Below are 23,815 nucleotides of genomic sequence, written 5' to 3'. Positions count from 1 at the left end.
TCCAGCTTGTTGGTCCCCGCCAGTTTTGTTCTGGCATCGATTTTTTTAAGAAGGTCTGACACTAAGGCATCCTAGGTGATGTTTGGAATGGTGCAGCGCAAGCGCCCGTTCTGGCGGATGTGCCACTTCTGCTGGCGCAGCGGCGGGTGGCCGCCATGTATGCTCATGGCCGCGGCACCGGCGGGATGCTTGCAGTTTATTGCATTGTTTTTAAACTTTTATGCGCGTCAATAGCGCACTTAATAAACCACACTATAGCTACTGTTGTTGAAAACAACCAAGCGCTGCAAGGTTTTGTCTGATGCAATAGCGGGTAAATGGCTGTTGATGGTCAGAATGAGAGGAATATATGCGCGCTGCTGGCTGATTTCCAGCTATTAATCATGCTGGGCCTTGCTGGTGCAGCCGCCTGCATTTCCGCCTGCTTGCTGCCTTACGATTTGTCCGGGTAGCCCTGGTGACACATGACGCTGGCGCGCAGGCGCATGCGGTTGTCGTAGTTTGGCAGGTCGACGATCCAGCCGCCCGTGGCCGAGGACATCAGCAGCGCCACTTCCTGCCCCTGTTTGTTCATGATGTCGTGGAAGACCGCACCGTCATCCACATGCAGCTTGCCCTGGTCGGTCATGATGCCGTAGCTGCTGACAAAGGGGCTGCTATTACCCTCTTTGTATTCTTTACCCCAGCCAATCAGGTATTTGCGGATGAGGCAGTCGTGATTGCTGTCCTTGTCCTTGTTCTGGGCAACGTTGCTGGGTTTGTTCAGGGATTGCAGCAAATCCTTGCCGCTTTGCAGCAGGTCGCTGCAAGCGCTGAGGGAAAGAATGCAGCAGAGAAGGAAGATGGCCCGCATGGTGCTCCGGGTATGGTGGCAATGCTGCACAAGGGCAGCCGGTTTCAGGGTAGGGCATTGTTGCAGCAGCCGGGCTGATGCATTGTGCATGCTACCGTAAATCGGCACTAACGCGGAATGTTTGGCCAGGTAAAGATCCTGGCGCCAGCGGGCGCGGACTTGGCACCATGCAGCCTGCCCGCAGGGTGACTCATGCCCGTTATATTGCGTCATGCGCCAGTCGGGTTTGCAGATCCAGCCAGCCTTGTTCTGCCGCGCTGCCGTCCTTGAGTGCCACCCCGGTGCCGCCGCTGCGCCCTGCGCGGATCAGCCAGGCCAGCTTGTAGGCCGCCAGTGGGTAGGGCAGGCCTTGTGGCCGTACATTGGAAATGCAGTTGCGTTGTGAATCCATGCGGCCCACCTGCGGCGCGCTGGTCAGGTACACCCCCAGGCTGTCCGGCGAGCTCAGGCCGGGCCGCTCGCCAATCAGCATCACCACCATGGCCGCCTGCAGGCATTCGCCCACTTCATCGGCCAGTGCAACCCGCGCTTCGGTGGCCAGTACCACCGGCCCCACGCGCAAGCCTTGCTCGTGTAATAGCGGCAGGGTGGCAGCAATCAGCGGCAGGGCATGACTGGCCACGGCGCGGGCCGACAAGCCATCCCCCACCACGAACAGCACGTCGCAGGGTTCCACCCCGGCAGCCAGCAGGCTGGCGCGGCTGTCCGGGTGCAGGCGGCGACCTTGATCGGGCCGTTGCAGATAGGCTGCGCGGCTGGGCGCGGCGCTGCGCACTTGCAGGCTGGGTAATTGCAGGTCTTGCAGGGATGCGCTGAGGGCGGACAGGTCCAGCGGGGTGTGCACGGCGTCGCGGGCCTGGGCGTGGGCCAGGGCAAAGCGCAAGGTTTCACGGGTGGGCAGGCTGGCGCCCACCCGGCCCAGCGCAATGCGCGCCACGGTGTGGCTGGCCAGGTCCTGCCAGCTGTCTTCGGTAATCGGGCTGATGCCGGTGTACGGGAGCGGGGCATTCATCAGACAGTCTCCATCAGTTGCAACAGGGCTTGCTGGTGGTCCTGTGCCTGCAGCTTGCCGGCACGGGTAATGGCCATGCTCTCCAGCCAGTCTTCGAATTCCGGCGCACGCTTCAGGCCCAGCAGCTGGCGCAGGTAGAGCGCATCGTGAAAAGAGGTGCTCTGGTAACCCAGCATGATGTCGTCGGCACCCGGCACACCGATGATGAAGTGGATGCCGGCCGTGCCCAAGAGGGTGAGCAGGCTGTCCATATCGTCCTGGTCGGCTTCGGCATGGTTGGTGTAGCAGATGTCGCAGCCCATGGGCAGGCCGAGCAGCTTGCCGCAGAAGTGGTCTTCCAGCCCGGCGCGGATGATCTGCTTGCCGTTGTACAGGTATTCCGGGCCGATGAAACCGACCACGGTATTCACCAGCAGTGGCGAAAAATGCCGCGCCACGGCATAGGCGCGCACTTCGCAGGTCTGCTGGTCCACCCCCCAGTGGGCATTGGCCGACAGGGCGCTGCCCTGGCCGGTTTCGAAATACATCACATTGTCGCCCACCGTGCCGCGCCCGAGTTGCTGCGCCGCCTGCTGCGCCTCGCCCAGCACCGCCAGATTGATGCCGAAGCCGCTGTTGGCTTTTTCGGTACCGGCAATCGACTGGAACACCAGATCTACCGGCGCGCCGCGCCGGATCAGCTCCAGCGTGCTGGTGACGTGGGTGAGCACGCAGCTTTGGGTGGGAATGGCATAGCGCTGGCGCACCTCGTCCATCATCGCCAGCATGGTATGGATGGTTTCCGGGCTGTCGCTGGCCGGGTTGATGCCGATCACGGCATCGCCAGCGCCATACAGCAGGCCGTCCAGCATGGCGGCGGCAATGCCGCGTGCGTCATCGGTGGGATGGTTGGGCTGCAGGCGCACGCCCATGTGGCCGGGCAGGCCCTGGGTATTGCGAAAGCGGGTGATCACCCGGCATTTGCTGGCCACCCACACCAGGTCCTGGTTGCGCATCAGCTTGCTGACGGCGGACACCATTTCCGGGGTCAGACCGGGGGCGATGCTTGCCAGCATGCTGCTGCTGGCTGCATCGGACAACAGCCAGTCGCGCAGCCCGCCCACCGTCAGGTGACGGATGGGAGCAAAGGCATGGGCGTCGTGGCTGTCGATGATCAGGCGGCTGATTTCATCCTGCTCGTAAGGAATCAGCAGCTCGTTGAGAAAGGTCAGCAGCGGCACATCGGCCAGACACATCTGCGCCGCTACCCGTTCTTCGGCGCTGCTGGCGGCAATGCCGGCCAGCTGGTCGCCGGAGCGCAGCGGCGTGGCGCGGGCCAGCAGGGTTTTCAGGTCGTCAAAGCGGTAACGGCGCGGACCGATGGTGATGGCGTAGCTCATGGTTTGTCGGGGTGTGCCGGACACACCCCGCCTTTCATTATTTGCTGCGGGCGACCGCCGGTTTCAGGCGTGCGGCATCATTGCCTTCCAGCAGCACATCACTGGCTGCGGCGGCACGCTGACGGTGGGTGAGCAGGTAGTAGGCATAGGCCACGGCCAGGCTGCCGGCAAAAATCAGCGCCAGCAGCTGGTTGTACCAGATCATGGCAATCAGGCAGATCACGGCGCAGGCCAGCGCCAGGCCGGGCAGCAGCGGATAGGCCGGAGCGCTGAACGGACGGGCCAGCGCCGGCTCGCTGCGACGCAGCTGGAACAGCGCCAGCATGGACACGATGTACATCACGATGGCACCGAACACCGACAGGGTGACGATGTTGGCGGTCAGCGGCTGGCCGGCGATCTGGATCAGGTCATCACTGAAGATGGCGGCAATGCCGATCATGCCGCCGACGATGATGGCGCGATGCGGCGTCTTGAAACGCGGGTGGATCACCGCCAGCATCGGCGGCAGGTAGCCGGCACGGGCCAGCGCGAAAATCTGGCGCGAATAACCCATGATGATGCCGTGGAAGCTGGCAATCAGCCCCAGCAGGCCCAGCCAGACCAGCATGTGCAGCCAGCCGCTGTTGCTGCCGACGATCAGCTTCATCGCCTGCGGCAGCGGGTCGTTGATATTGGCCAGCTTGCTCCAGTCACCGGCACCGCCGGCCATGATCATCACGCCCATGGCCAGTGCCACCAGGGTGAGGATGCCGGCCACATAGGCGCGCGGAATGGTGCGGCTGGGGTCCTTGGCTTCTTCGGCGGCCATGGCTGCGCCCTCGATGGCCAGGAAGAACCAGATGGCAAACGGAATGGCAGCAAACATGCCACCGACCGCGCTCAGGCTGAAGCTGTCGCTGCCGGCCCAACCGTGGTGGGTGAAGTTGTCCCAGCTAAAGCCCGGCGACACCACGCCCATGAACAGCAGCAGCTCGAAAATGGCCAGCAGGGTGACCACCAGCTCGAAGGCTGCCGCCACGCTCACTCCCACGATATTCAGCGCCATGAACACGATGTAGGCGCCGCAGGCAATCCACTTGGCACTCAGTTCGGGAAACTGCACGTTCAGATAAGCACCAATGGCCAGCGCGATGGCGGGCGGGGCAAACACGAATTCGCACAAGGTGGCAAAGCCGGCAATAAAGCCGCCGACCGGACCAAAGGCGCGGCGGGCATAGGCAAACGGCCCGCCGGCATGTGGAATGGCGGTGGTCAGCTCGGTAAAGCTGAAAATAAAGGCCGTGTACATGATGGCCACGAAGATGGAGCTGAGCAGAAAGCCCAGCGTGCCGGCCTGGGCCCAGCCATAGCTCCAGCCGAAATATTCACCCGAGATCACCAGCCCGACGGCGATCCCCCATAGTTGCCAGCCGCCCAGCTTGCGTGCCAGGCCGTGATTGCTGCTGCTCATCAAATTTCCCCTTGTTTTGTCACTGCTCCCTGTCCAGCGCCATGGCGACTGGTTCCTGCTGTGCATGCTAGGCAGTGCCTGGCCGGCGGCGTTATCGAAAATCGGAAAACAATTTGCGGCGGAAGGCTGGCGGGGCGGGTAGCGGCAAAGTCTCTGCAAAAGCCGTGCCTGCTGCAGGTCTTGCTGCGGTGCATGCAATGGGCGCTGCGGCTGGAATCAGGCACCGGGATGAGGCATGGGGCACCGGTGTGTGCACCGAGGCGGGGAAATTGCCGATTTACGATAGCCATTACCGGCTGCTGGCCGGGAATGGCCTGGTGCGCTTCTTGCTGGGACTGTCTGCAACAGGTAAAGCAGGAGCTGGCAATGGAGCCGCTGGGACATGGAATAGCGCTGCAGTTCGTCACCCGACTGGCAGAAGACGCCGCCGATCAGGCGGCCTTCATCAGTGGCTGGCAGCAGGATTACGCGCAGATCTCCTGTGGGCTCTTTTCCGGCCGGCTGGATGAGCTGTGCCTGGGGCGCTTGCAGGTGTTTCGCGAATACTCGGCCCGGGAAACCTTCCAGCTGTGCCAGCCATGGCCGGGGTCGATCTGGTTTGGCATTCCGGCGCCAGGCAGTGGCGAGCGACTGCGTTTTCATGGCCGCAGCGTGCCGCCTGCGGCGGTACTGGTGGCGATGGGCGGCAGCGATTTTTCATTGCGCACGCCGGATGACTTCACCATCTACGGCGTAGTGCTGGAACAGGCGGTGCTGCAGCAGCGGCATCTGCAACTGTTTGGCCGGGACATGCCCGGAGCTTGGTTGCAGACTGCCGCCGTACAGCTGCCGCAGGCCAGTCATCTGGCATTGTGCCGCCAACTGGGCGAGCTGCTGGCGCTGGCGCGGGAGACGCCAGACCGCATAGGCCGGCAGCTATTGCTGGATTGTTCGGCCGATGCCTTGCTGCTGGCGCTGGCACAGGCTTTGCCGACTACACTGGCCGGGCGTGACAGCAGCAGCCAGCGGCACTGGCAATGGGTGGAGCAGGCCAGGCAGCGTGCGCTGCAGCCGGCGGCGCGGCAGTTGACGGTGGAAGATTTGTGCCGCGAATTGCACGTGACCCGGCGCACGCTGCAAAACGGCTTTCAGGAAGTGACCGCCATGAGCCCGCTGCCTTTCTTGCGGGCGCTCAGGCTCAATCAGGTGCGCCGCCTGCTGCGCTCGCCGCAGGGGGCGGCCGACAGCATCCAGCAATTGGCCGAGGATTGGGGCTTTGCCACGCCCAGCCATTTCAGTTACGACTACCGCCGGCTGTTTGGCGAAACCCCCAGTCAGACCCGGCAGCGACCACAGCGCTGAGCGGGTGTCAGCCGCCCTGCGCGGCCAGCTGCTGCTGCGCCAGCATGCCGACGCGGGTGAGGGCGGCGACATAGCGCTCATCCAGCGGATAGCAGCAGGACAGGCGCATGGCATTGCGGTAACGGCCGCCGGGCGAATAGAGCGGGCCGGGCATGATGCTGATGTTCTCGGCCAGGGCGGCATGGAAGAGCGCCACGCTGTCGCAGGCTTCCGGTAGTTCCAGCCAGATCAGAAAGCCGCCGGCCGGATCGGTGGCGCGGGTGCCCTGCGGAAAGTGGCGGGCAATCAGGCCGCGCACCTTTTCCACATGCTGGGCGTAATGGCGCTTGAGCGCACGCAGATGGTGGTCGTAGCCGCCCGACTCCAGAAACGCCCCCAGCGTTTCCGACAGCACCATGGGCTGGGCCACCGACGAGGCAAACTTCAGCTTGCGCAAGGCCGCGCCAAAGCGGCCGCCTTCCATCCAGCCAATGCGAAAATCCGGGGCCAGTGTTTTGGTGTAGCTGGTGCAGAAGATGATCCAGCCGTCTTCGTCAAAGGCCTTGGCAGCCGGTGCCTGGGTGTCGCTGAACTGCAGCTCGGCATACAGGCCGTCCTCGATCAGCGGCACCTGGTAGTGATTCACCAGCCGCGCCAGCCGTTTCTTGGCTTCCAGCGGCATGCTGCAGCCCAGCGGATTGTGAATATTGGGCATGGCCACCAGTGCGCTGATGCGGCCTTCCGACAGCAACAGCTCTACCGCATCCACCGACAGCCCATGCTGCGGGTCGGTGGGAATTTCCACCGCTTTCAGGCCCAGGCTGGCAAACAGCGGCAGCAGATTGAAATAGGTGGGCGATTCCAGCCCCACGGCATCGCCCGGCTTGGTGACGGCGCGCAGTGCCAGCTGCAGCGCTTCCATGCAGCCATTGGTGAGAATGATGTTTTCCGCCTGCAAGGCCATGCCCAGTTCCATGCTGCGCCGGGCAATCTGTACCCGCAGCCGTTCCGAGCCGGGCGGCAGGGCATAAGTGCTGACCATGCCGGGCTGGCGCCGCAGGATCTGCCCCATCAGCCGCGCCAGCTTGTTGCCGGGGTAGAAGTCGCTGCCACGCGGGCAGGCCAGCGCCAGGTCGATGAAGCCGGGAGTCTGCTGGGCATCCAGCACGGTGCCGATCAGGTCCAGTACCTTGTTTTCGGTCGGTTTGGCCGCGCTGCTTTGCATCATGGCCGAGCGTGCCGGCGAGGGCAGGCGGGCGCGCACATAGTAGCCGGACTGTGGCCGGGCCTCGATCAGCCCACGGTCTTCCAGCACGCGGTAGGCCGCCACCACGGTATTCAGGCTCAGTTGCCGGCTTTGCGAGGTGCGCCGCACCGAAGGCAGACGCGAGCCAGGCGGCAGCGTGCCACGGGCAATCGCCAGTGACAGGTCTTCGGCCAGTTGCTGGTAAAGCGTGGCGCTGGCGGCGCTGTTGCGGGGCTGGGGGGAGCTGGGCATGGCAAGGGTCCGGGCAAGACAGGTAACAGGCAGACAATGCCGCAGCCGCTGTCGCAGCAACAGTGACAGTGCCCGCCATAGTCTGTGGTGACAGTTACAATAAACCTGGCACTGTCACCATGACAATAGTGGATTATTGCGGCTGTCACCATATTGCCCAGCCGCCTTAGCATGATGGGGAAGCGCCGCACCCTGGCCGGCGCATGTTCACTGGAGCCCTGACATGCTGGAAGTCGCCTTGCTGTCCTATGTGGGCGTGATGTCCATCACGCCCGGTCCCAACAACCTGATGCTGGCCAGTTCCGGTGTCAATTACGGTTTTCGCCGCACCTTGCCGCACATGCTGGGCATCAGCCTCGGTTGTGCGGCACAGGTGTTCATCACCGCCAGCCTGCTGGCCTGGGCCTTGCAATGGTTGCAGGCGGCGCGGCTGCCACTGGCGGTGGCCGGCTGTATCTATCTATTGTGGCTGTCGTGGAAGATTGCCCGCTCCAGCTCGCCGCAAGGCGTGGCCGAGGGCCGGCCGATGAGTTTTATTGCGGCGGCGCTGTTTCAGTGGGTGAATCCCAAGGCCTGGGTAATGGTGCTCAATGCCGCCATCCTGTTCATGCCGGCCGATGGCAGCCAGCGCCTGAGCGCAGCCTTGCTGCTGGCTCTGATCTTTGCCGTGGTCAATCTACCCTGTATCAGCCTGTGGGCCTGGCTGGGCGAGCGGCTGCGCCATCTGCTGTCGGCGGCGCGCGGCCTGTTGCTGTTCAATCTGAGCATGGGGCTGCTGATGGCCGCTACCGCCTTGTATCTGCTGCTGGACGAGCTGCGCCATGCCATGCCGCTCTGAAGCTGCATGCCAGCCTGTCCGGATTTGACAGTGTCTTGTCTGTGATTGGCCTGCTGTCAGGCTGCACGAGCCGATAGACTGTGTCCACATTTCTCCCGAGGACTTCTATCATGCATAAGGCAGCCCTGCTGATCATCGATGTACAGGATTCGTTTTTACAGCGCGACTACTGGGACGAAGCGGCCCTGCTGCCGTTTCGCCAGCATGTGCTGACACTGATCGCCGGGGCGCGGGCGGCCGGGGTGCCGGTGCTGTATGTCTTGCATGAAGATGGCGACGGCCCGTTTGCCGAGGCCAGCGGGCTGGTGCGGCCCATGGCGTGGTTGCCGGCGGATCCGGATGCCACCTTCATCAAACACGTGCACAATGCCCTGCTGGATTCCGGCTTGCAGCCCTGGCTGGCCGAGCGCGGCATCAGCAAGCTGCTGGTGTCGGGCATTCGTACCGAGCAGTGCTGTGAAACCACCACCCGGGTGGCATCTGATCTGGGCTTTGCCGTGGATTTTGTCAGCGAGGCCACGCTCACCTTTGCCATGCGTCACCCGCTGAGCGGCCGGCTGTTCAGTGCCGATGAAATCCGCGAAAAGACCGAGCTGGTGCTGGCCGGCCGCTTTGCCGACATCGTCACGGTGGAGCAGGCGCTGGCACGGCTGTAAACGACCCATTTATCCGGCAAGCTGGCCACGGTGGCCGGCTGCCGCTACGGAGCAAGTTTCATGCCCTTGAAGGATGTTTTGCAGGCGCTGGCCATCGTGCTGATCTGGGGCGTCAATTTCGTGGTGATCAAGTACGGCGTGGCCGATGTGCCGCCCTTGTTGCTGGGCGCGCTGCGTTTCATGCTGGCGGCTTTTCCCGCCGTGCTGCTGGTGCGCCGGCCCAATCTGCCCTGGGGCTGGGTGCTGGCCTATGGCTTGTGCGTCGGCTTTGGCCAGTTTGCCTTTCTGTTTTCCGCCATCAAGCTGGGCATGCCGGCCGGCCTTGCCTCGGTGGTGTTGCAGTCGCAGGCATTCTTTACCCTGATTCTGGCCGGGCTGCTGCTGCATGAGCGCTGGCAGGCGGCGCAGATTCTCGGCCTGCTGTGTGCCTGTGCTGGCCTCGCGCTGATTGGCCTGGCCAAGGGCGGCAGCATGACCGCCATCGGCTTTGGCCTGACGCTGGCGGCAGCACTCTGCTGGGCCTCGTCCAACATCATCGTACGGCTGATGGGCAAGGCGGGGCACACGGTACAGCCGCTCAACCTGGTGGTGTGGTCCAGCCTGGTGCCGCCACTGCCTTATCTGGCCATGTCGTGGTGGCTGGAAGGGCCGGCGCGCATGGAGCTGGCATTGCGCCATTTCTCGCTGGGCTCCTTGCTGGCGGTGGCTTACCTCGCCTTCATGGCCACCTTGCTGGGCTATGGCATGTGGAGCCGCCTGCTCAGCCGTCATCCGGCCAACAAGGTGGCACCGTTCTCGCTGCTGGTACCGGTGGTGGGCGTGCTGACTTCGGCCCTGCTGCTGGGGGAGCGGCTCAGTCTGCTGCAAGCGGTGGGTAGCGTGATGTTGCTGGCGGGGCTGGTGGTGAACGTGTTTGGCGGCATGGTGCTGGCGCGCTGGCGGCGCGGGACTGTGGCCCATGGCACGTGAGGTCTGGTTTGTCCTGCCGCCGCGCTTCATGCTGCTGGATTTTGCCGGCCCGGCCGAGGCCATGCGGATTGCCTGCGAGTTTGGCGCGGATTTCAGCCTGCATTACGCAGCGGTGGAGCCAGCGGTGCACTGCTCGCTGGGTTTGCCGCTGGGCGGCATGGCCGCGCTGCCACAGCAATTGCCGGATGACAGCCTGATCATCATCCCCGGTGCCGATTGCTCGGCCGAGGCTTATGTCATGCCCGAGGCGCGGCAGATCGTGCGCTGGCTGGCTGCCCGCATCGATCCGCAGCGTCATCTGCTGGCCACCATCTGCTCTGCCGCCTTGCTGGCCGGTGCGGCCGGCTTGCTGGCGGGGCGGCAGTGCACCACCCATCACAGCCTGATTACGCGCCTGCAAGCCAGCGATGCCAGCGCCAGGGTGCAGGAAAACCGGGTGTTCGTGCAGGATGGCAGGCTGTGGACTAGTGCCGGCATCACCGCCGGCATCGATCTGGCGCTGTATCTGATCAGCCAGCTGGCGTCGCCGGCCATTGCCCGCGATGTGGCGCGGGAAATGGTGGTGTACTTCCGCCGTTCCGGGCAGGATGCCCAGCTCTCGCCCTGGCTGGCCCATCGCAATCACCTGCATCCGGCGGTGCACAAGGTGCAGGATCTGATCGCCGCCAGGCCGCAGGATGACTGGAGCCTGTCAGCCCTGGCCGAACTGGTGCATGTCAGCCCCCGCCACCTGTCGCGGCTGTTCCGCGAACATGCCGGTGTGTCGGTGCACGATTATCATCTGGCGCTGCGCGCTGCGCTGGCCGGGCAGTGGCGTACTGCCGGCCTGTCCAAGGAAAAGGCTGCGCTGGCGGCCGGTTTTTCCTCGGCCCGGCAATGGCAGCGCGCCATGCAGTCGGCCCATGCAGGCTGACAAAAATTAACTCAAGTTTACCTGTCGCCAGCCGATATAATGCTGACGCTGCGGGATGGACCGTCCGCAATCCGCATCCAGAACAAGTAGAAATGGTAATCGCCATGAACACCTGCACTCGCCGTATGGCCGCCGTATCCCTGTTGCTGGGCCTGACTGCCTGCGCTTCCGCCAGCCAGCCCACTGCCGAGTCAGCCATGCGCCCGCTGGCCGAGCCGCCAGCCAGCAGCGGCAGTTTTACCGGCGTTGGCTTTGCCGGCCCCGGCATCGAACCGGAAGCCCCCAAGGTGGTGGTGAAGGAAGTGAATCCCTATGCCCCGGTAATCATTCGCGCCACCGGCAATGGCGCTGCGCCGTATACCTCGGCACTGACCCCGTCGCAGCGCAAGCTGCTGTCGATGCGCGCTGCCCGGCTGGATGCCTATCGCTCCATTGCCGAACAGGTGCAGGGCATGAAGCTGGTGGGTAACAGCTCGGTGGCCAATATGGTGGCCACCAGCGATGGCTTCCGCACCTATGTTGATGCCTATCTGCGCGGCGTGCGCATGGTGTCCACCAGCATGCTGCCGGATGGCACCAGCGAAGCGGTGGCTGAAATCACCCTGGATCAGGATTTCTACAAGCAATACAAGAATGCGCTGGAAAAAACTGGTAGTGTGATGAAGGCAGCCCAGCAAAACGGTGTTGCCGGGGTCGAGTGCGCCGAGGGCAACTGCGGCGCCTCACGTTACGAAAGCAATTTTTACGTAGCCCACTGATGACGATACGTTTGCTTACCTGCAAAGTTGCCGCCCTCGTGGCGGCTTTTGCTTTGTGTGGCCCGCTGCGGGCCGCGCCGATTACCGCCGAGGGCATGGCCGCCATGGATGCCGGCAGTCCGGCAGCGCGTGAAATGGCGATTCGCGATGCCTTGCAGCAGGCGGCCATCAGCAATGGCGCCGAGCTGCAATCGCTGCAGCTGATGGAGTCGGGCAATGTCAGCGAAAGCAGCGTGCTGTCTGCGCCATCGCTGCAGGGCAAGGTCAAGATACTGCAGGAGTACAGCAGCGACGGCGTGTATCACGTGCGGCTGAGCATAGATCCGCAAGCCAGTGCCGCCGGCCCGGTGGGCAGTGCGCCCAAGCCGGCACAGAATGCCAACTGTGGCATGCCGGCGGGGCGGGTGCTGCGGCGCAAGCTGCTGACCACCTATTTTTATGTGGTCAATCCTGCCGAGGCCAATGACCTGCAGGATCTGGCCACCGTGCTGCCTGGGGAGATGGCGCGCCGCCTGCGCCAGCAGGGGCCGTTTGATGTGCGCAATGCCAGCCACCTGACCGTGCTCAGCAATATGGCAGCCGACGAGCCGGTGGCCGGCTGGGATACCGTACGCGAACTGGGCCGGCGCGAGGATGTGCAGTTCGTCATCGCCGGCCGGGTGCTGTCTACCGGGGTGGTGGGCAAGAGCCTGCGCCACACCATGTATGAATCCAACAATACCAGCCAGCAGGGGGCGTATTACACCGGGCCGCTGGCCGGACTGTTTGGCGGTGCGCTCAAGTACGCGCCATCGGCACGGCAGTTCGACATGGAGCTGTGGGTGTATGACGCGCTGACCGGCGCGGTACTGGCCGACCAGCGTTTCAGCCGGATCGCCCAGGGCAAGGTGGTGGAGCAACTGCCGGCACCGTTTGCCAGCGCTGCCTTCTGGCAGGGTGACTATGGCCGGGCGGTGGATGGCTTGCTGGATCAGGCTAGCCGCCAGCTGGTTGAGCTGGTCAGCTGCATTCCCTTGTCGGCCAAGGTGGTGAAAGTGGAAGATGGCCGGCAGCTGTTCATCAATGTGGGCGGGCTGGACGGCATGAAGGTGGGCGACCAGATGCTGCTGTACAAGCCGCGCTCGGCGCAGATTCTGCGCAGTGGTGGCGGCGTGCGTGAACTGGGTGTGCCTGAAGATTTGTCCGGCACCATCAGCATTACCCAGGTGCAGCCCAATTTCTCCATCGCCCAGGTGCAAAGTGCCCGGCTCAAGGTGGAAGAGGGTGATTACGTGCGCTTCATGACCCGGCGTTAAATCCCGCATCACCAAGAAAAAGCCCCGCCAGAGTGCGGGGCTTTTGCATGTGGCCGGCCTGGATTCAGGCCTGTTCGGCAAACTGCAGCAGGGCGTCGCCGGCCAGGCGGTAGCGAATCCATTCGGATTGGGCGGCCGCGCCAAAGGATTCGTAAAAATCGATGGCTGGCTGATTCCAGTCCAGCACGCTCCACTCGAAGCGCCCGCAGCCCTTGGCCACCGCCAGTTGCGCCAGATGGCGCAGCAGCCGCTTGCCGGCGCCGCTGCCGCGTGCCGCCGGAGTGATGTACAGATCTTCCAGATACAGGCCGGATTTACCCAGCCAGGTGGAATAGCTGAAGAAATACACCGCGTAGCCAATGGGCTGGCCGTGCTGCAGGCAGATCAGGCTTTCGGCACTGGCCGCGTCACCAAACAGCGACTCTTCGATATCGGCCACGCTGGCGACCACTTCCTGCTCCGCTTTCTCATAGATGGCCAGCTCACGGATGTAATGCAGGATCAGCGCGGCATCAGCGCGGGTGGCCGGACGAATCTCTATGCTCACAAGCAACTCCTGGTTAGCGCGGGGCAGCCCGCTTCAATATGGCATGTGCAATGAAAAGGGCCGGTTTGCCCGGCCCTGTGTCTGGAATGTGCAGCGATCAGCCAGCCAGCCAGTTGCCCGGGTGGGCCTCCAGCCAGGTCTTGATGCTGCGGGCATCGTTGACGCGGGCCGAGCTGCCACCAGCAGCCAGCAATACGATGATCAGCGGCTGCGAACCCACCGTGGCCTGCATCACCATGCAGCGGCCGGCTTCCTGGATGTAGCCGGTTTTCTGGATGCTGATGTCCCAGTTGCCTTCACGCACCAGCGCATTACTGTTGCGGTATTGCAGTACGCGGTTGCGTACCGAGACGATCTGGTGTTCCGGCGTGGTGGTAAAGGCGCGGATCAGCGGGTAGCCGTGAGCAGCCTTCACCATGCGGGCCAGATCGCCGGCAGTGGAGGTGTTGCGCAGGTCGAGGCCGGTGGGGTCGTAGAACACGGTCTCGTTCATGCCCAGGCTGCGTGCCTTCTTGTTCATGCGCTCGACGAAGGCTGCGGTGCCGCCGGGCAGGGCGGTGCGGGCCAGCGTGGCTGCTGCACGGTTTTCCGAGGACATCAGCGCCAGCAGCAACATTTCCTTGCGCGGCAGGGTGGTGCCCACTGCCAGGCGCGAGGTGGTGTTTTTCAGGCGGTCGATCTCGGCATCAGAAACCGTGACTTCCTGATCCAGCGATACGCCTGAATCCAGCAGCACCATGGCCGTCATCAGCTTGCTGATGGAGGCAATCGGCATGCGTTGATGGATGTTCTTTTCATACAGCGGCTCGCCGGTGGTGCCGTTGAGCACCAGCACCGAGTGTGAACTCAGGCGCGGCACTGCATGGTCGGCCATCTGGCTGGCAACCATGACGCCCGGTGGCGGCGCGGCCACTGCCGGCATCGCCAGGGCGGCGGAAACCAGCAGGGCGGCAAATTTTCTCAGCATAAGAGATACACTCCCGTGTCTTGTCGTTGGAGATACAGCCTGTCAGAAATCATGCTTGCATCATATTGATGCGCAAGGATTCTTCATCTCGCCTCGTGATCGGGCTGCTTGCATTTTAAACAATGTTTTGCCTCTCTGGCAGGCAATTTTGCAGATAAAAATCAATTGCGCAGTTAGAGTGAGTTAAAAACGTTATCGGCGTAAAATCGATGGACTTGAACCCGCTCAGAAAAGCCATGCTGCTTACATTTCCGGATAGCCCGTTTCGCTTGCACCAGCCTTTTGCTCCGGCTGGCGACCAGCCCACCGCCATCGCCCAGCTGGTAGAGGGCCTGGAAGATGGCCTGTCCTACCAGACCCTGCTGGGGGTCACCGGTTCTGGCAAGACCTTCACCATGGCCAATGTCATCGCCCGCACCGGCCGGCCTGCCATCATCATGGCCCACAACAAGACGCTGGCGGCGCAGCTGTACAGCGAGATGCGCGAGTTTTTCCCGGAAAACGCGGTCGAGTATTTTGTTTCCTACTACGACTACTACCAGCCGGAAGCCTACGTTCCCAGCCGCGACCTGTTCATCGAAAAAGACTCCAGCATCAACGAACACATCGAGCAGATGCGGCTGTCCGCCACCAAGTCCATCCTCGAACGGCCGGACTGCATCATCGTGGCTACGGTGTCGGCCATCTACGGTATTGGGGACCCGTCCGACTACCACCAGATGATCCTGCATCTGAAAGAGGGCGAAAACACGCCCCAGCGCAGCATCATCAGCCGTCTCACCACCATGCAGTACGACCGCAATGATGTCGATTTCGGCCGTGGCACCTTCCGCGTGCGTGGCGACGTGATCGACATCTTCCCGGCAGAAAGCAGCGACACCGCCTTGCGGGTCAGCCTGTTCGACGATGAGGTTGAAACGCTCACCCTGTTCGATCCGTTGACAGGCGTGACCAAACAGCGGGTAGGGCGCTTTACCGTCTTCCCCTCCAGCCACTATGTGACGCCGCGCGACACCGTGCTCAAGGCCTGCGAGAAGATCAAGCTGGAACTGGCCGAGCGCGTGGCCTGGTATCTGAAGGAGGGCAAGCTGGTCGAGGCGCAGCGTATCGAACAGCGCACGCGCTTTGATCTGGAAATGCTGTATGAAATGGGCTTCTGCAAGGGTATTGAAAACTACTCGCGCCATTTTTCCGGCCGTGCTCCGGGCGATGCACCGCCGACGCTGATCGACTATCTGCCGAAAAATGCACTGATGTTCATCGATGAATCCCATGTCACCGTGCCGCAGGTGGGGGCGATGTACAAGGGCGATGCCGCGCGCAAGAGCAATCTGGTGGAGTACGCCTTCCGCCTGCCGTCGGCAGTGGACAACCGGCCGTTGAAATTCCACGAATTCGAACAGCTGATGCCGCAAACCATCTTTGTCTCGGCCACCCCGGCAGCGTATGAGAAAGAACATGCCGGACAGGTGGTGGAGCAGGTGGTGCGGCCGACCGGGCTGGTCGACCCCATTATCGAAATCCGCCCGGTGGCCACCCAGGTGGACGATTTGCTGTCGGAAATCCGCCTGCGCATGGAGCTGGGCGAACGGGTGCTGGTGACCACGCTCACCAAGCGCATGGCCGAACAACTGGCCGATTACTACACCGAGCACGGCATCAAGGTGCGCTACCTGCACAGCGACATCGACACCGTGGAGCGGGTGGAAATCATCCGCGACCTGCGCCTGGGCATGTTCGACGTGCTGATCGGCATCAACCTGCTGCGCGAGGGGCTGGATATTCCGGAAGTGAGCCTGGTGGCGATTCTGGATGCCGACAAGGAAGGCTTCCTGCGCTCGGACCGCTCGCTGATCCAGACCATAGGCCGTGCTGCGCGTAACCTCAACGGCAAGGCCCTGCTGTACGCCGACCGCATTACCGACTCCATGCGCCGTGCCATGGACGAGACCGAACGCCGCCGCAACAAGCAGCTGGCTTTCAACACCGAGCATGGCATCGTGCCGCAGGGCATCAACAAGAAGATCAAGGACATCATCGACGGCGTCTACAGCGTGGAAGACCAGCGCAAACGGCTGGTGGACGAGGCCAAGGTGGCCATGATGGACGAAAAGACCCTGGCCAGGGAAATCAAGCGCCTGGAAAAGGAAATGATGGAAGCGGCGCGCAATCTGGAATTCGAAAAAGCCGCGCATGTGCGCGACGAACTGAAGGCGCTGAAAGAAAAAATGTTCATCGGCGACCTGTAAGCCAGGCCACGCTGCAAAAAGCCCCCTCCGGCATGTGCCGGTGGGGGCTTTGTCATTGGGCGGTGGCGGCTCAGACCGGCTGGCTGGCCAGCTGTGCTGCCAGCTGCTGCTTGCGGTAGCGCTGGGCCAGCACGGCGCAGGTCATCAGCTGGATCTGGTGAAACAGCATCAAGGGCAGCACGATGGAGCCGATGGGGTGGCCGGCAAACAGCACCTTGGCCATGGGCACGCCGCTGGCCAGGCTTTTCTTCGAGCCACAGAACACGATGGTGATCTGGTCCGCCTTGTCAAAACCCAGCTTGCGGCTGGAATAGGCGGTCAAGCCCAGCAGGATGGCCAGCAACAGGCCGCATACCACCAGCAGGCCCAGCAGCGATTGCGGCGGGGTTTGCTGCCACAGGCCGGTAATCACCGCTGCACTGAAGGCGGTGTAGACCACCAGCAGGATGGAGCCCTGGTCGACATAGCGCAACAGCGGCTTGTGCTTGTCCACCCAGCCACCTATCCAGCGGCGGGCGATCTGGCCGGCAATAAAGGGCAGCAACAACTGCAACACGATGTCGGTGATGGAGCCCATGCCCTGGTCGCTGCCGTGGTGGCTGATCACCAGCATGCCCACCAGCAAGGGCGTGATGAAAATGCCGAAGATATTGGACGCGGTGGCACTGCAAATGGCGGCCGGGATATTGCCCTGTGCCATCGAGGTAAAGGCAATCGACGACTGTACCGTGGACGGCAGCATGCACAGATAGAGCACACCCAGATACAGCTCTGGTGTTACCAGCGGGCCGAGCAGCGGCTTGAGCGCCAGCCCCAGTGCGGGGAACAACGCAAAGGTGCAGGCCATCACCGTCAGGTGTAGCTTCCAGTGGGTGGCACCGGCAATCACCGCCTCGCGCGACAGCTTGGCGCCGTGCAGGAAAAACAGCAGGCCGATGGCCAGGGTGGTGATCAGGTTCATGGCCTGGGCCACTTCGCCCTGACAGGGCAGCAGGCTGGCCAGGGTAACCGTGGCGATCAGCGCCAGGGTGAAGGAATCTATCATTTTCAGCATGGAGCACCATCCGGCAATGGGAAATCAGCTTGCTATTGAACCGTGAAAACATTCAGACTACAAATTGATTTATCAGATTAATAGATAAGAAAAAGTCATGAATGTCAGTCTGCGCCAATTGCAGGTGTTTCGCGCGGTGGCCCGCTTGCGCAGTTTCAGCCGGGCTGGTGATGAAATCGGCCTGACCCAGCCGGCGGTCAGCCGCTGCGTGCGCGAACTGGAGGCCGAGCTCGGTATGCGCCTGCTGGATCGCACCACACGAGAAGTGGAGCTGACCGCTGCCGGCCTGCGTTTTGCCGGCCAGCTGGGACGGCAGCTGGACGAACTGCAGCTTTTGCTGGAAGAGGCGCGCAAGGAGGGCGAACAGGCACACGGCACGGTGCACATTGCCAGCAGCCCCACCTTGTCGGCCAGCCTGATGCCAGCCTTGCTGGCACATTGCGCGCAGCAATACCCGCATATCCGGCCAGTGCTGCACGATCAGGTGCAGCGGCTGAACATTGACAGCGTGCGCAGCGGCGAAGTGGATTTCGGCATCGTGGTGGAGCCGGATGCCATGGATGAGCTGGAGTGCCAGCCCTTGCTGGACGATGGCTTTTGGCTGATCTGTCGCGATGATCACCCGCTGGCCGGCAAGTCCAGACTGAACTGGGCTGAACTGGATGGCCAGCCGCTGGTGTTGCTGGATTACAATTCGGGCAGCCGCCCCATCATCGACCGCATTCTGGCCAGCCATGGCGCACATTGCCCGGTGGTACAGCAGCTGGGGCATTCCAGCTCGGTCTTCCAGATGGTGCAGGCCGGCATCGGCATCAGCGTGTCGCCCGGACTGGCCCTGCCATTGCCGGCGGGGTCCAGGCTGGTGGTGCGGCCATTATTGCCCGAGCAGCGCCGCACCATCATGCTGATACGTCGCCGCCAACGCTCGCTGTCGCCGGTGGCGGAGCGCCTGTGGCAGCTGGCCATGCAGCTGGGGCCGCAATTGCAGGAAATCGCCAGCGCAAGCCACACTGGCCATGCCATCCTCGCCTGAACGATCAGGCGCGGTGGCCTTCAACTGTCCGCTGTCATGGTGATGGCGGATTTACCCGGACAAGTGCAATGAAAAAACACGCTCGCCTGCTGGCCCTGGCCCTGGGGCTGCTCTGGCATGCCGCCAGCCAGGCCGATCAAACCATCGTGCTGTTCCGCCATGCGGAGAAGCCGGCGGCAGGCTTGGGGCAGCTTAGCTGTCAGGGCTTGAACCGCGCGCTGGCGCTGCCGGCAGTGCTGCAGCGCAAGTTTGCCCGCCCGGCGGCCCTGTTCGCCCCCAATCCCGGCGTGCGCAAGCAGGATGGCGGGGTGGAGTACAACTATATCCGGCCACTGGCCACCATCGAACCCACTGCCATCCGCCTGGGTTTGCCGGTGAATACCGATTACGGGCTGGACGATCTGGCTGCCCTGCAGGCTGCCATCACCAGCCCGGCCTACCGCGATGCCACGGTGTTCGTGGCCTGGGAGCACCGGCTGGTGGTCAAGCTGGCGGCGCAGCTGCTGGCCGCTTACGCTGCCGATCCGGCCCAGGTGCCAGCCTGGCATTACAGTGATTTCGACAGCCTGTATGTGGTCACGCTGCAGCAGCAGGACGGACGCACTGTGGCCCGTTTCCGGGTGGAGCAGCAGGGCTTGAACCAGCAGGCGCAGAGCTGCCCCGGCGACAAGTGACCAGACAAAGCAGGGTTTTGATTGTGTAGGCGGATACGCCTTGCGCTAGCCTGGCAGCGGTCCGGCAGGGGCAGTGGTGTGTTGCTGCAGTGCAGTAGAAGTCAGGCTTTTCCCCGTGATGACGGGCAGGTATAGTGCTGCCCGGCTGTAGCCGTGTGTCCGACCCCGCTGGTCGCCGCGATGCAGCCACCCCGCCATGGCCACTAGCAGCCAGCGGATGGTCCATCACTTTGTCTGACACGCTGAATGATGAACGCTCCTGCCACTGTCACTGTCAATCCATGCCTGGATTGTGGCGCCTGTTGCGCCAGTTTTCGTGTTTCCTTCTACTGGGCCGAGGCGGTCAGCCTTGGTCTGCCCGATGCCGCACTGGAACAAACCAGCCCCTGGCACACCTGTTTGCGCGGCACCAATCAAGCTGCGCCACGCTGTCTGGCCTTGCAGGGCGAAGTAGGGCAGTCGGTGTCTTGCTGCCTGTATGCCCAACGCCCTTCACCCTGTCGCGAAGTGAAGGCGGGCGATGCCCAATGCCGCAAGGCCAGACAGCGGCATGGCTTGCCCGCGCTGGCCGTTGCGGCGGAACTCAGGTGCGAAAGCGGCTGACCACGCCTTGCATCTGGCCTGCCAGCTGCTCCAGTTCGCCGGCCGAATCCGAGGTGTGCCGCGCTGCACCATGATTGTCCTCGGTCATCTTGGCCACTTTTTCCACCTGGGCGGCAATTTCGTGGCTGGTGGCACTTTGCTGCTGCAAGGCAGTGGAGATGGCATTGATGGCACTGATCACTTGTTCGGTGCCGCTCTGGATTTCGCTCATGCGCTCGCCGGCCTGCTTGGCCAGCTGTTCGCCACTGCCCACCCGCAGCACCACTTGCTCCATTTCCCTGGCAGCGGTGTCGGTGCTGCCCTGGATCTGGCTGATCATCTTGCCGATTTCCTGGGTCGAGCTACTGGTGCGTTCCGCCAGCGAGCGTACTTCGTCGGCCACCACGGCAAAGCCACGCCCCTGTTCGCCAGCACGTGCCGCCTCGATGGAAGCATTCAAGGCCAGCAGATTGGTCTGATCGGCGATTTCCTTGATCACCTGCACCACGGCGGAAATATTGCGTGAGTGCTGGTTCAGCTCCTGCACCGTATCGCTGGCGCTATGAACCGCGTTGACGATATGGCTCATCTCCGTGGCCGCATCATGGATGATCTGCCCACCCTGGCGCGAGATCTCACCGGCACTGTGCGACAGCTGCAGCGCGGTACCGGCATTGTTGGCCACATGGTTGACGCTGACTGACATCTGTTCTACCGCGGCGGCCATCGACGCAGCCGCTTCGTTCTGGCTGTCCACGCTGCTGACAATCTCCTTGGCCGTGCCATACAGCACGACGGCAGAGGAAGACAGCTGCTGCGAACCCTGCTGGAACTGCTGCACCATGGCATGGGTGTGTTCGATGAACTGGTTGACCGCGCGGGCGATGTCCGCCAGCTCATCCTTGCCTGTGGCCGGCAGCCGGGTTGCCAGTTGCCCGGTGCTCAGTTGTTGCAAGGCTTGCAGCATCTGTTGCAGGGTGTTTTTCAGGCTGCGCGAAATACTGCTGACAAACAGTAACAAGCAGCAGGCCAGAATCAATAGCGGTGCCAGTACCAGCCAGAACTGCATGGCCAGCAAGTCGTTTACCTTGGCCTTGGAGCCTTCGCAATCCTTGCTCATGCTGCTGATGGCCGCTTCCACCGCTTGCTGCAGCGGCAGGAATTCCTTGTTGTACAGCGGAATCAGTTGATCATTGGCGGCCTTGGCATCGGTCTTGGCCTGATTCATCAGTGCATGCGAGTCCTGGTCATAGCGTAGCCACAGCCCCCTGATCTGCTTGGCCTGTTCCTGGATGGCCGGGCGGCGGGCCAGCTTTTCCAGCTGTCCCAGTTGCAGCTCGATGTTTTTCTCGGCATCAGAAAATATCTTGGCGGTTTCCACCGTGGTGGGGTCTAGCTGGATGGTGGAAAGGGCGCTGGCTTTCACCTCCAGCAGACGCTGTACGTGTTCAGTGCGGCGGGTCAGATCATTCTGGTTGCTTTGCAGATTGCCAAGGCTGATGAACACTGCCACGCCGATGGCAACAAAGCCCAGAATCGTGATCGCACTGAGTAACAGCATTTTCCTGGCGATGCTCATTTATTCCCCTTTCAAACCTGTCATGTTTTTGCCGGCTGGGCGCTGTATGCGACCTTTCCGCTCGGTTCCGGCTCATGCTGGCGACCTCGCCGGCAAGTGGCACCGGCGGCGACCGTACTCCTACTCTATAGCATGTTCGTGCTGGTACTGATTTTTATATTTATATGTCATTTATATCTTGCGCTGGCGCAATGCGGATCTGCAAAGACGGCTTTTCTGGCGGGGCTTAGGTCAAATTGTTCCTGACTGTTACCGGCATATTGGTATTTCTTAAATAAAATCCATTTTTATTTGATGGATTCTGTAATTAAAGAGTGAGCGCGGAGCGCGCATTGGCTGCAGTTAAAGCAGAAAACCACTGTTGTCGGCTAAAAAGTTTCTATAACTCAGTTAATGGCATTTTTCTGTTTGTCATATTCCATCAGAAAACGAGTTGACATGACAAAAACACGCTTGTCTCCCTGGAGAGTATTTCTTTACTTCCGGCTGTGCTGGCTGCTGCTGTTGTTTGCCGTGTTGTTTGTTGCCAGTCAGTGGTGGCTGCGGCATCTGTATGCCGAGCGGCTGACAGAAGCCCGCCAGCAGGTGATTCAGCAGGAAGCAATACCGCAGCTGGAACGCAAGCGCCGGCAATTGCAGGACATGTTCAACACCATGTATGAGAACAGCCGCACCATCAGCCTGTTGCCCAGTGTGCGGCAGATTCATGGTGGCAACCGGGCAGACGAAAAGGAGGACGTGGTAGCCGGCCACCGTTTTACTGCCGATGCCTTCAATACGGTCCAGCAGATTTTCAACAATATGGTCAGCCGCACCCGAGTTTCCGAGGTGTATGCGGTGATGGACGGGCTGGACTACAAAAAAGGCCAGGTGCCGTTTTTCATGTTTGACACCGTGCGGCTGGAACCGGAGGCCGGCAAGAAAGAAGAAGACGAAGCCAAGAGCAAGGACCCGGACAAGCCCGAAGAGCTGGAAGACGAAGAGTACAGCTATTTCCCGCGTCAGTTGGCCGAGCTGAAAGCCAACTATCCCCGTTTCAACTTCAAGGTGCTGGATGATATCCCGGCGGCCACCTCGCCGCTGATGCGTACCTGTGACAATACCCAGTACTACTCCAAATCGCAGTGCAATGTGTACGACGCTTCCGGCTTTCTGTATTCGGTGCCGGTGTACAACGACGAGCATGCATTCATCGGCGTCATTTCTGCCATTGTCCGTGCCAATGTCTTCGAGGCGGCGCTGCTGGATATGCCTTATCTGGTACTGACTGGCAAGGATCGTGAAGCCGCGGCCAAGATCGGGCTGAAAATGCCGGCCGAGGCTGCCGGATTTGCACTGGTGAATGCCGAGCGCGGCATCCGTATCTTCGACCGGCGCAATACGCTGCTGCCGGATCTGCTGAGTGGCAAGAGCAATGCCGAGGCCCAGGGCGGGGCCATGATCAGCCTGCCTTTGCAGATACACAGCGACAAGGCCTGGCAGGTTTACTACCATCTGACGCCGGCGCAGCTGGCACAAAAGCTGGCACCGCTACAAGCCAGCCAGCGCAATACCATGTTGAGCGTGGCGCTGGTTCTGGGTTTGCTGTTGTTGTTCGGCCTGTTCGTGGTCTACCGGCAATATCTGACCTTCAAGCAGATTTACGATTTGCGCCGCATTGAAAAAACCATGATTGCAGTGGCTGACCATTTCGATCTGACCTGCCGGGTGGAAGGTTTGTGCAGCAAGCAGGCCGAGCGGGCTGGCAAGGCGCTGAACAATCTGCTGCAAGCCTTGCAGGACAGCATGCTGGAAGTGGAGCAGCGCTTGCAGCAGGTGGTGATGGCCAATCGCAATATGGGCAGCACCTCGCAGCATCTGAGCGCGGTGGCCGAGGCCGGTGAGCGTGCTTCACAGCATATCGATCAGGAATTGCAGCAGCTCAATGGCGGCATGCTGGATATCTTGCAAAAGACTGGACAAGCAGCCGCGCTGTGTAGCGAATCCGCCGTGCAGGCAAGACAGAACAACGAGGCCATCCAGACCGCCTTGGGTGATATCCGTTCGGTATCAGCCGCCGTGGGGCAGACGGCCGCCTGCCTGCATCAGTTGCAGGACTCCAGTGCCGCCATTACCAAGATTGTCGGGGTGATCGAGTCGCTGGCTGATCAGACCAACCTGCTGGCGCTGAATGCGGCCATCGAGGC

The 23,815-nt window shown here is 61.9% G+C and carries 21 protein-coding genes; 12 read left to right on the top strand and 9 right to left on the bottom strand.

What is annotated here, in order from left to right; all coding sequences use genetic code 11:
* Positions 1-433: 433 nt before the first annotated feature.
* The 4 genes from EAY64_RS17405 to eat form a co-directional block, all read right to left on the bottom strand.
* Entirely contained in the window at positions 434-853 is a 420-nt protein-coding gene (locus EAY64_RS17405; RefSeq protein WP_103526002.1) for a hypothetical protein, read from the bottom strand.
* A gap of 199 nt (positions 854-1,052) precedes the next feature.
* Positions 1,053-1,865, bottom strand: coding sequence for an ethanolamine ammonia-lyase subunit EutC (gene eutC, locus EAY64_RS17400; protein ID WP_103526001.1), 813 nt, complete (start codon positions 1,863-1,865; stop codon positions 1,053-1,055).
* A complete protein-coding gene (locus EAY64_RS17395) occupies positions 1,865-3,244 on the bottom strand; it encodes an ethanolamine ammonia-lyase subunit EutB (protein ID WP_103526000.1) in 1,380 nt (459 codons plus the stop codon). Before EAY64_RS17395 ends, eutC begins: the two co-directional genes overlap by 1 nt.
* A 37-nt stretch (positions 3,245-3,281) precedes the next feature.
* Positions 3,282-4,697: an ethanolamine permease gene (gene eat / locus EAY64_RS17390; RefSeq protein WP_103525999.1), complete on the bottom strand. Its 1,416-nt coding sequence runs from the start codon at positions 4,695-4,697 to the stop codon at positions 3,282-3,284.
* 366 nt (positions 4,698-5,063) lie between these two features.
* Between eat and EAY64_RS17385 the strand changes: the two genes are divergently transcribed.
* Positions 5,064-6,038 carry a helix-turn-helix domain-containing protein gene (locus EAY64_RS17385; protein WP_158604723.1) on the top strand — a complete coding sequence of 325 codons (975 nt, stop codon included), beginning with the start codon at positions 5,064-5,066 and terminating at the stop codon, positions 6,036-6,038.
* Between the two features lie 7 nt (positions 6,039-6,045).
* On the opposite strand, the gene EAY64_RS17380 is transcribed toward EAY64_RS17385, so the two are convergent.
* Positions 6,046-7,515, bottom strand: coding sequence for an aminotransferase-like domain-containing protein (locus EAY64_RS17380; RefSeq protein ID WP_103525997.1), 1,470 nt, complete (start codon positions 7,513-7,515; stop codon positions 6,046-6,048).
* 223 nt (positions 7,516-7,738) lie between these two features.
* Between EAY64_RS17380 and EAY64_RS17375 the strand changes: the two genes are divergently transcribed.
* The 6 genes from EAY64_RS17375 (at position 7,739) to EAY64_RS17350 (ending at position 12,944) form a co-directional block, all read left to right on the top strand.
* A complete protein-coding gene (locus EAY64_RS17375) occupies positions 7,739-8,353 on the top strand; it encodes a LysE family translocator (RefSeq protein ID WP_103525996.1) in 615 nt (204 codons plus the stop codon).
* Positions 8,354-8,463: 110 nt separating this feature from the next.
* Positions 8,464-9,009 (top strand): isochorismatase family protein, encoded by a 546-nt coding sequence (locus EAY64_RS17370; protein WP_103525995.1) that lies wholly within the window; start codon positions 8,464-8,466, stop codon positions 9,007-9,009.
* 60 nt (positions 9,010-9,069) lie between these two features.
* Positions 9,070-9,978, top strand: a complete 909-nt coding sequence (locus EAY64_RS17365; RefSeq protein WP_103525994.1) for an EamA family transporter — start codon at positions 9,070-9,072, stop codon at positions 9,976-9,978.
* Positions 9,968-10,891, top strand: a complete 924-nt coding sequence (locus tag EAY64_RS17360) for a GlxA family transcriptional regulator (protein ID WP_103525993.1) — start codon at positions 9,968-9,970, stop codon at positions 10,889-10,891. The genes EAY64_RS17365 and EAY64_RS17360 overlap by 11 nt, the downstream gene beginning before the upstream one ends.
* Positions 10,892-10,995: 104 nt before the next feature.
* Entirely contained in the window at positions 10,996-11,649 is a 654-nt protein-coding gene (locus tag EAY64_RS17355) for an LPP20 family lipoprotein (RefSeq protein ID WP_103526004.1), read from the top strand.
* 38 nt (positions 11,650-11,687) lie between these two features.
* On the top strand, positions 11,688-12,944 hold the full coding sequence (locus EAY64_RS17350) for a flagellar assembly protein T N-terminal domain-containing protein (RefSeq protein ID WP_226034262.1): 1,257 nt from the start codon (positions 11,688-11,690) through the stop codon (positions 12,942-12,944).
* Between the two features lie 64 nt (positions 12,945-13,008).
* On the opposite strand, the gene EAY64_RS17345 is transcribed toward EAY64_RS17350, so the two are convergent.
* Entirely contained in the window at positions 13,009-13,491 is a 483-nt protein-coding gene (locus EAY64_RS17345; RefSeq protein WP_103525991.1) for a GNAT family N-acetyltransferase, read from the bottom strand.
* Between the two features lie 97 nt (positions 13,492-13,588).
* Entirely contained in the window at positions 13,589-14,458 is an 870-nt protein-coding gene (locus EAY64_RS17340; RefSeq protein WP_103525990.1) for a serine hydrolase, read from the bottom strand.
* Between the two features lie 236 nt (positions 14,459-14,694).
* Here EAY64_RS17340 and uvrB point away from each other — a divergent pair, with 236 nt between their 5' ends.
* Positions 14,695-16,707: an excinuclease ABC subunit UvrB gene (gene uvrB / locus EAY64_RS17335; protein ID WP_103525989.1), complete on the top strand. Its 2,013-nt coding sequence runs from the start codon at positions 14,695-14,697 to the stop codon at positions 16,705-16,707.
* A 70-nt stretch (positions 16,708-16,777) separates the two neighbouring features.
* On the opposite strand, the gene EAY64_RS17330 is transcribed toward uvrB, so the two are convergent.
* Positions 16,778-17,761, bottom strand: coding sequence for a bile acid:sodium symporter family protein (locus EAY64_RS17330; RefSeq protein WP_103525988.1), 984 nt, complete (start codon positions 17,759-17,761; stop codon positions 16,778-16,780).
* Between the two features lie 97 nt (positions 17,762-17,858).
* Between EAY64_RS17330 and EAY64_RS17325 the strand changes: the two genes are divergently transcribed.
* The 3 genes from EAY64_RS17325 (at position 17,859) to EAY64_RS17315 (ending at position 20,071) form a co-directional block, all read left to right on the top strand.
* Positions 17,859-18,794 carry a LysR family transcriptional regulator gene (locus tag EAY64_RS17325; RefSeq protein ID WP_103525987.1) on the top strand — a complete coding sequence of 312 codons (936 nt, stop codon included), beginning with the start codon at positions 17,859-17,861 and terminating at the stop codon, positions 18,792-18,794.
* Between the two features lie 68 nt (positions 18,795-18,862).
* Positions 18,863-19,468: a hypothetical protein gene (locus EAY64_RS17320; RefSeq protein ID WP_103525986.1), complete on the top strand. Its 606-nt coding sequence runs from the start codon at positions 18,863-18,865 to the stop codon at positions 19,466-19,468.
* Positions 19,469-19,714: 246 nt separating this feature from the next.
* On the top strand, positions 19,715-20,071 hold the full coding sequence (locus EAY64_RS17315) for a YkgJ family cysteine cluster protein (protein ID WP_226034263.1): 357 nt from the start codon (positions 19,715-19,717) through the stop codon (positions 20,069-20,071).
* Here the strand turns inward: EAY64_RS17315 and EAY64_RS17310 are convergent.
* A complete protein-coding gene (locus tag EAY64_RS17310) occupies positions 20,052-21,629 on the bottom strand; it encodes a methyl-accepting chemotaxis protein (protein WP_103525985.1) in 1,578 nt (525 codons plus the stop codon). The two genes, EAY64_RS17315 and EAY64_RS17310, sit on opposite strands and share 20 nt — an antisense overlap.
* A 438-nt stretch (positions 21,630-22,067) precedes the next feature.
* Here EAY64_RS17310 and EAY64_RS17305 point away from each other — a divergent pair.
* On the top strand, positions 22,068-23,815 hold a 1,748-nt coding region (locus EAY64_RS17305; protein WP_199734482.1), incomplete at its 3' end, for a methyl-accepting chemotaxis protein.

The sequence above is a fragment of the Aquitalea palustris genome (genome assembly GCF_003693445.1).
GTDB classification, from domain to species: Bacteria; Pseudomonadota; Gammaproteobacteria; order Burkholderiales; family Chromobacteriaceae; genus Aquitalea; species Aquitalea palustris.
The sequence above is the reverse complement of the archived record's forward strand: the minus strand, read 5'-3'. Positions and strand labels throughout refer to the sequence as shown.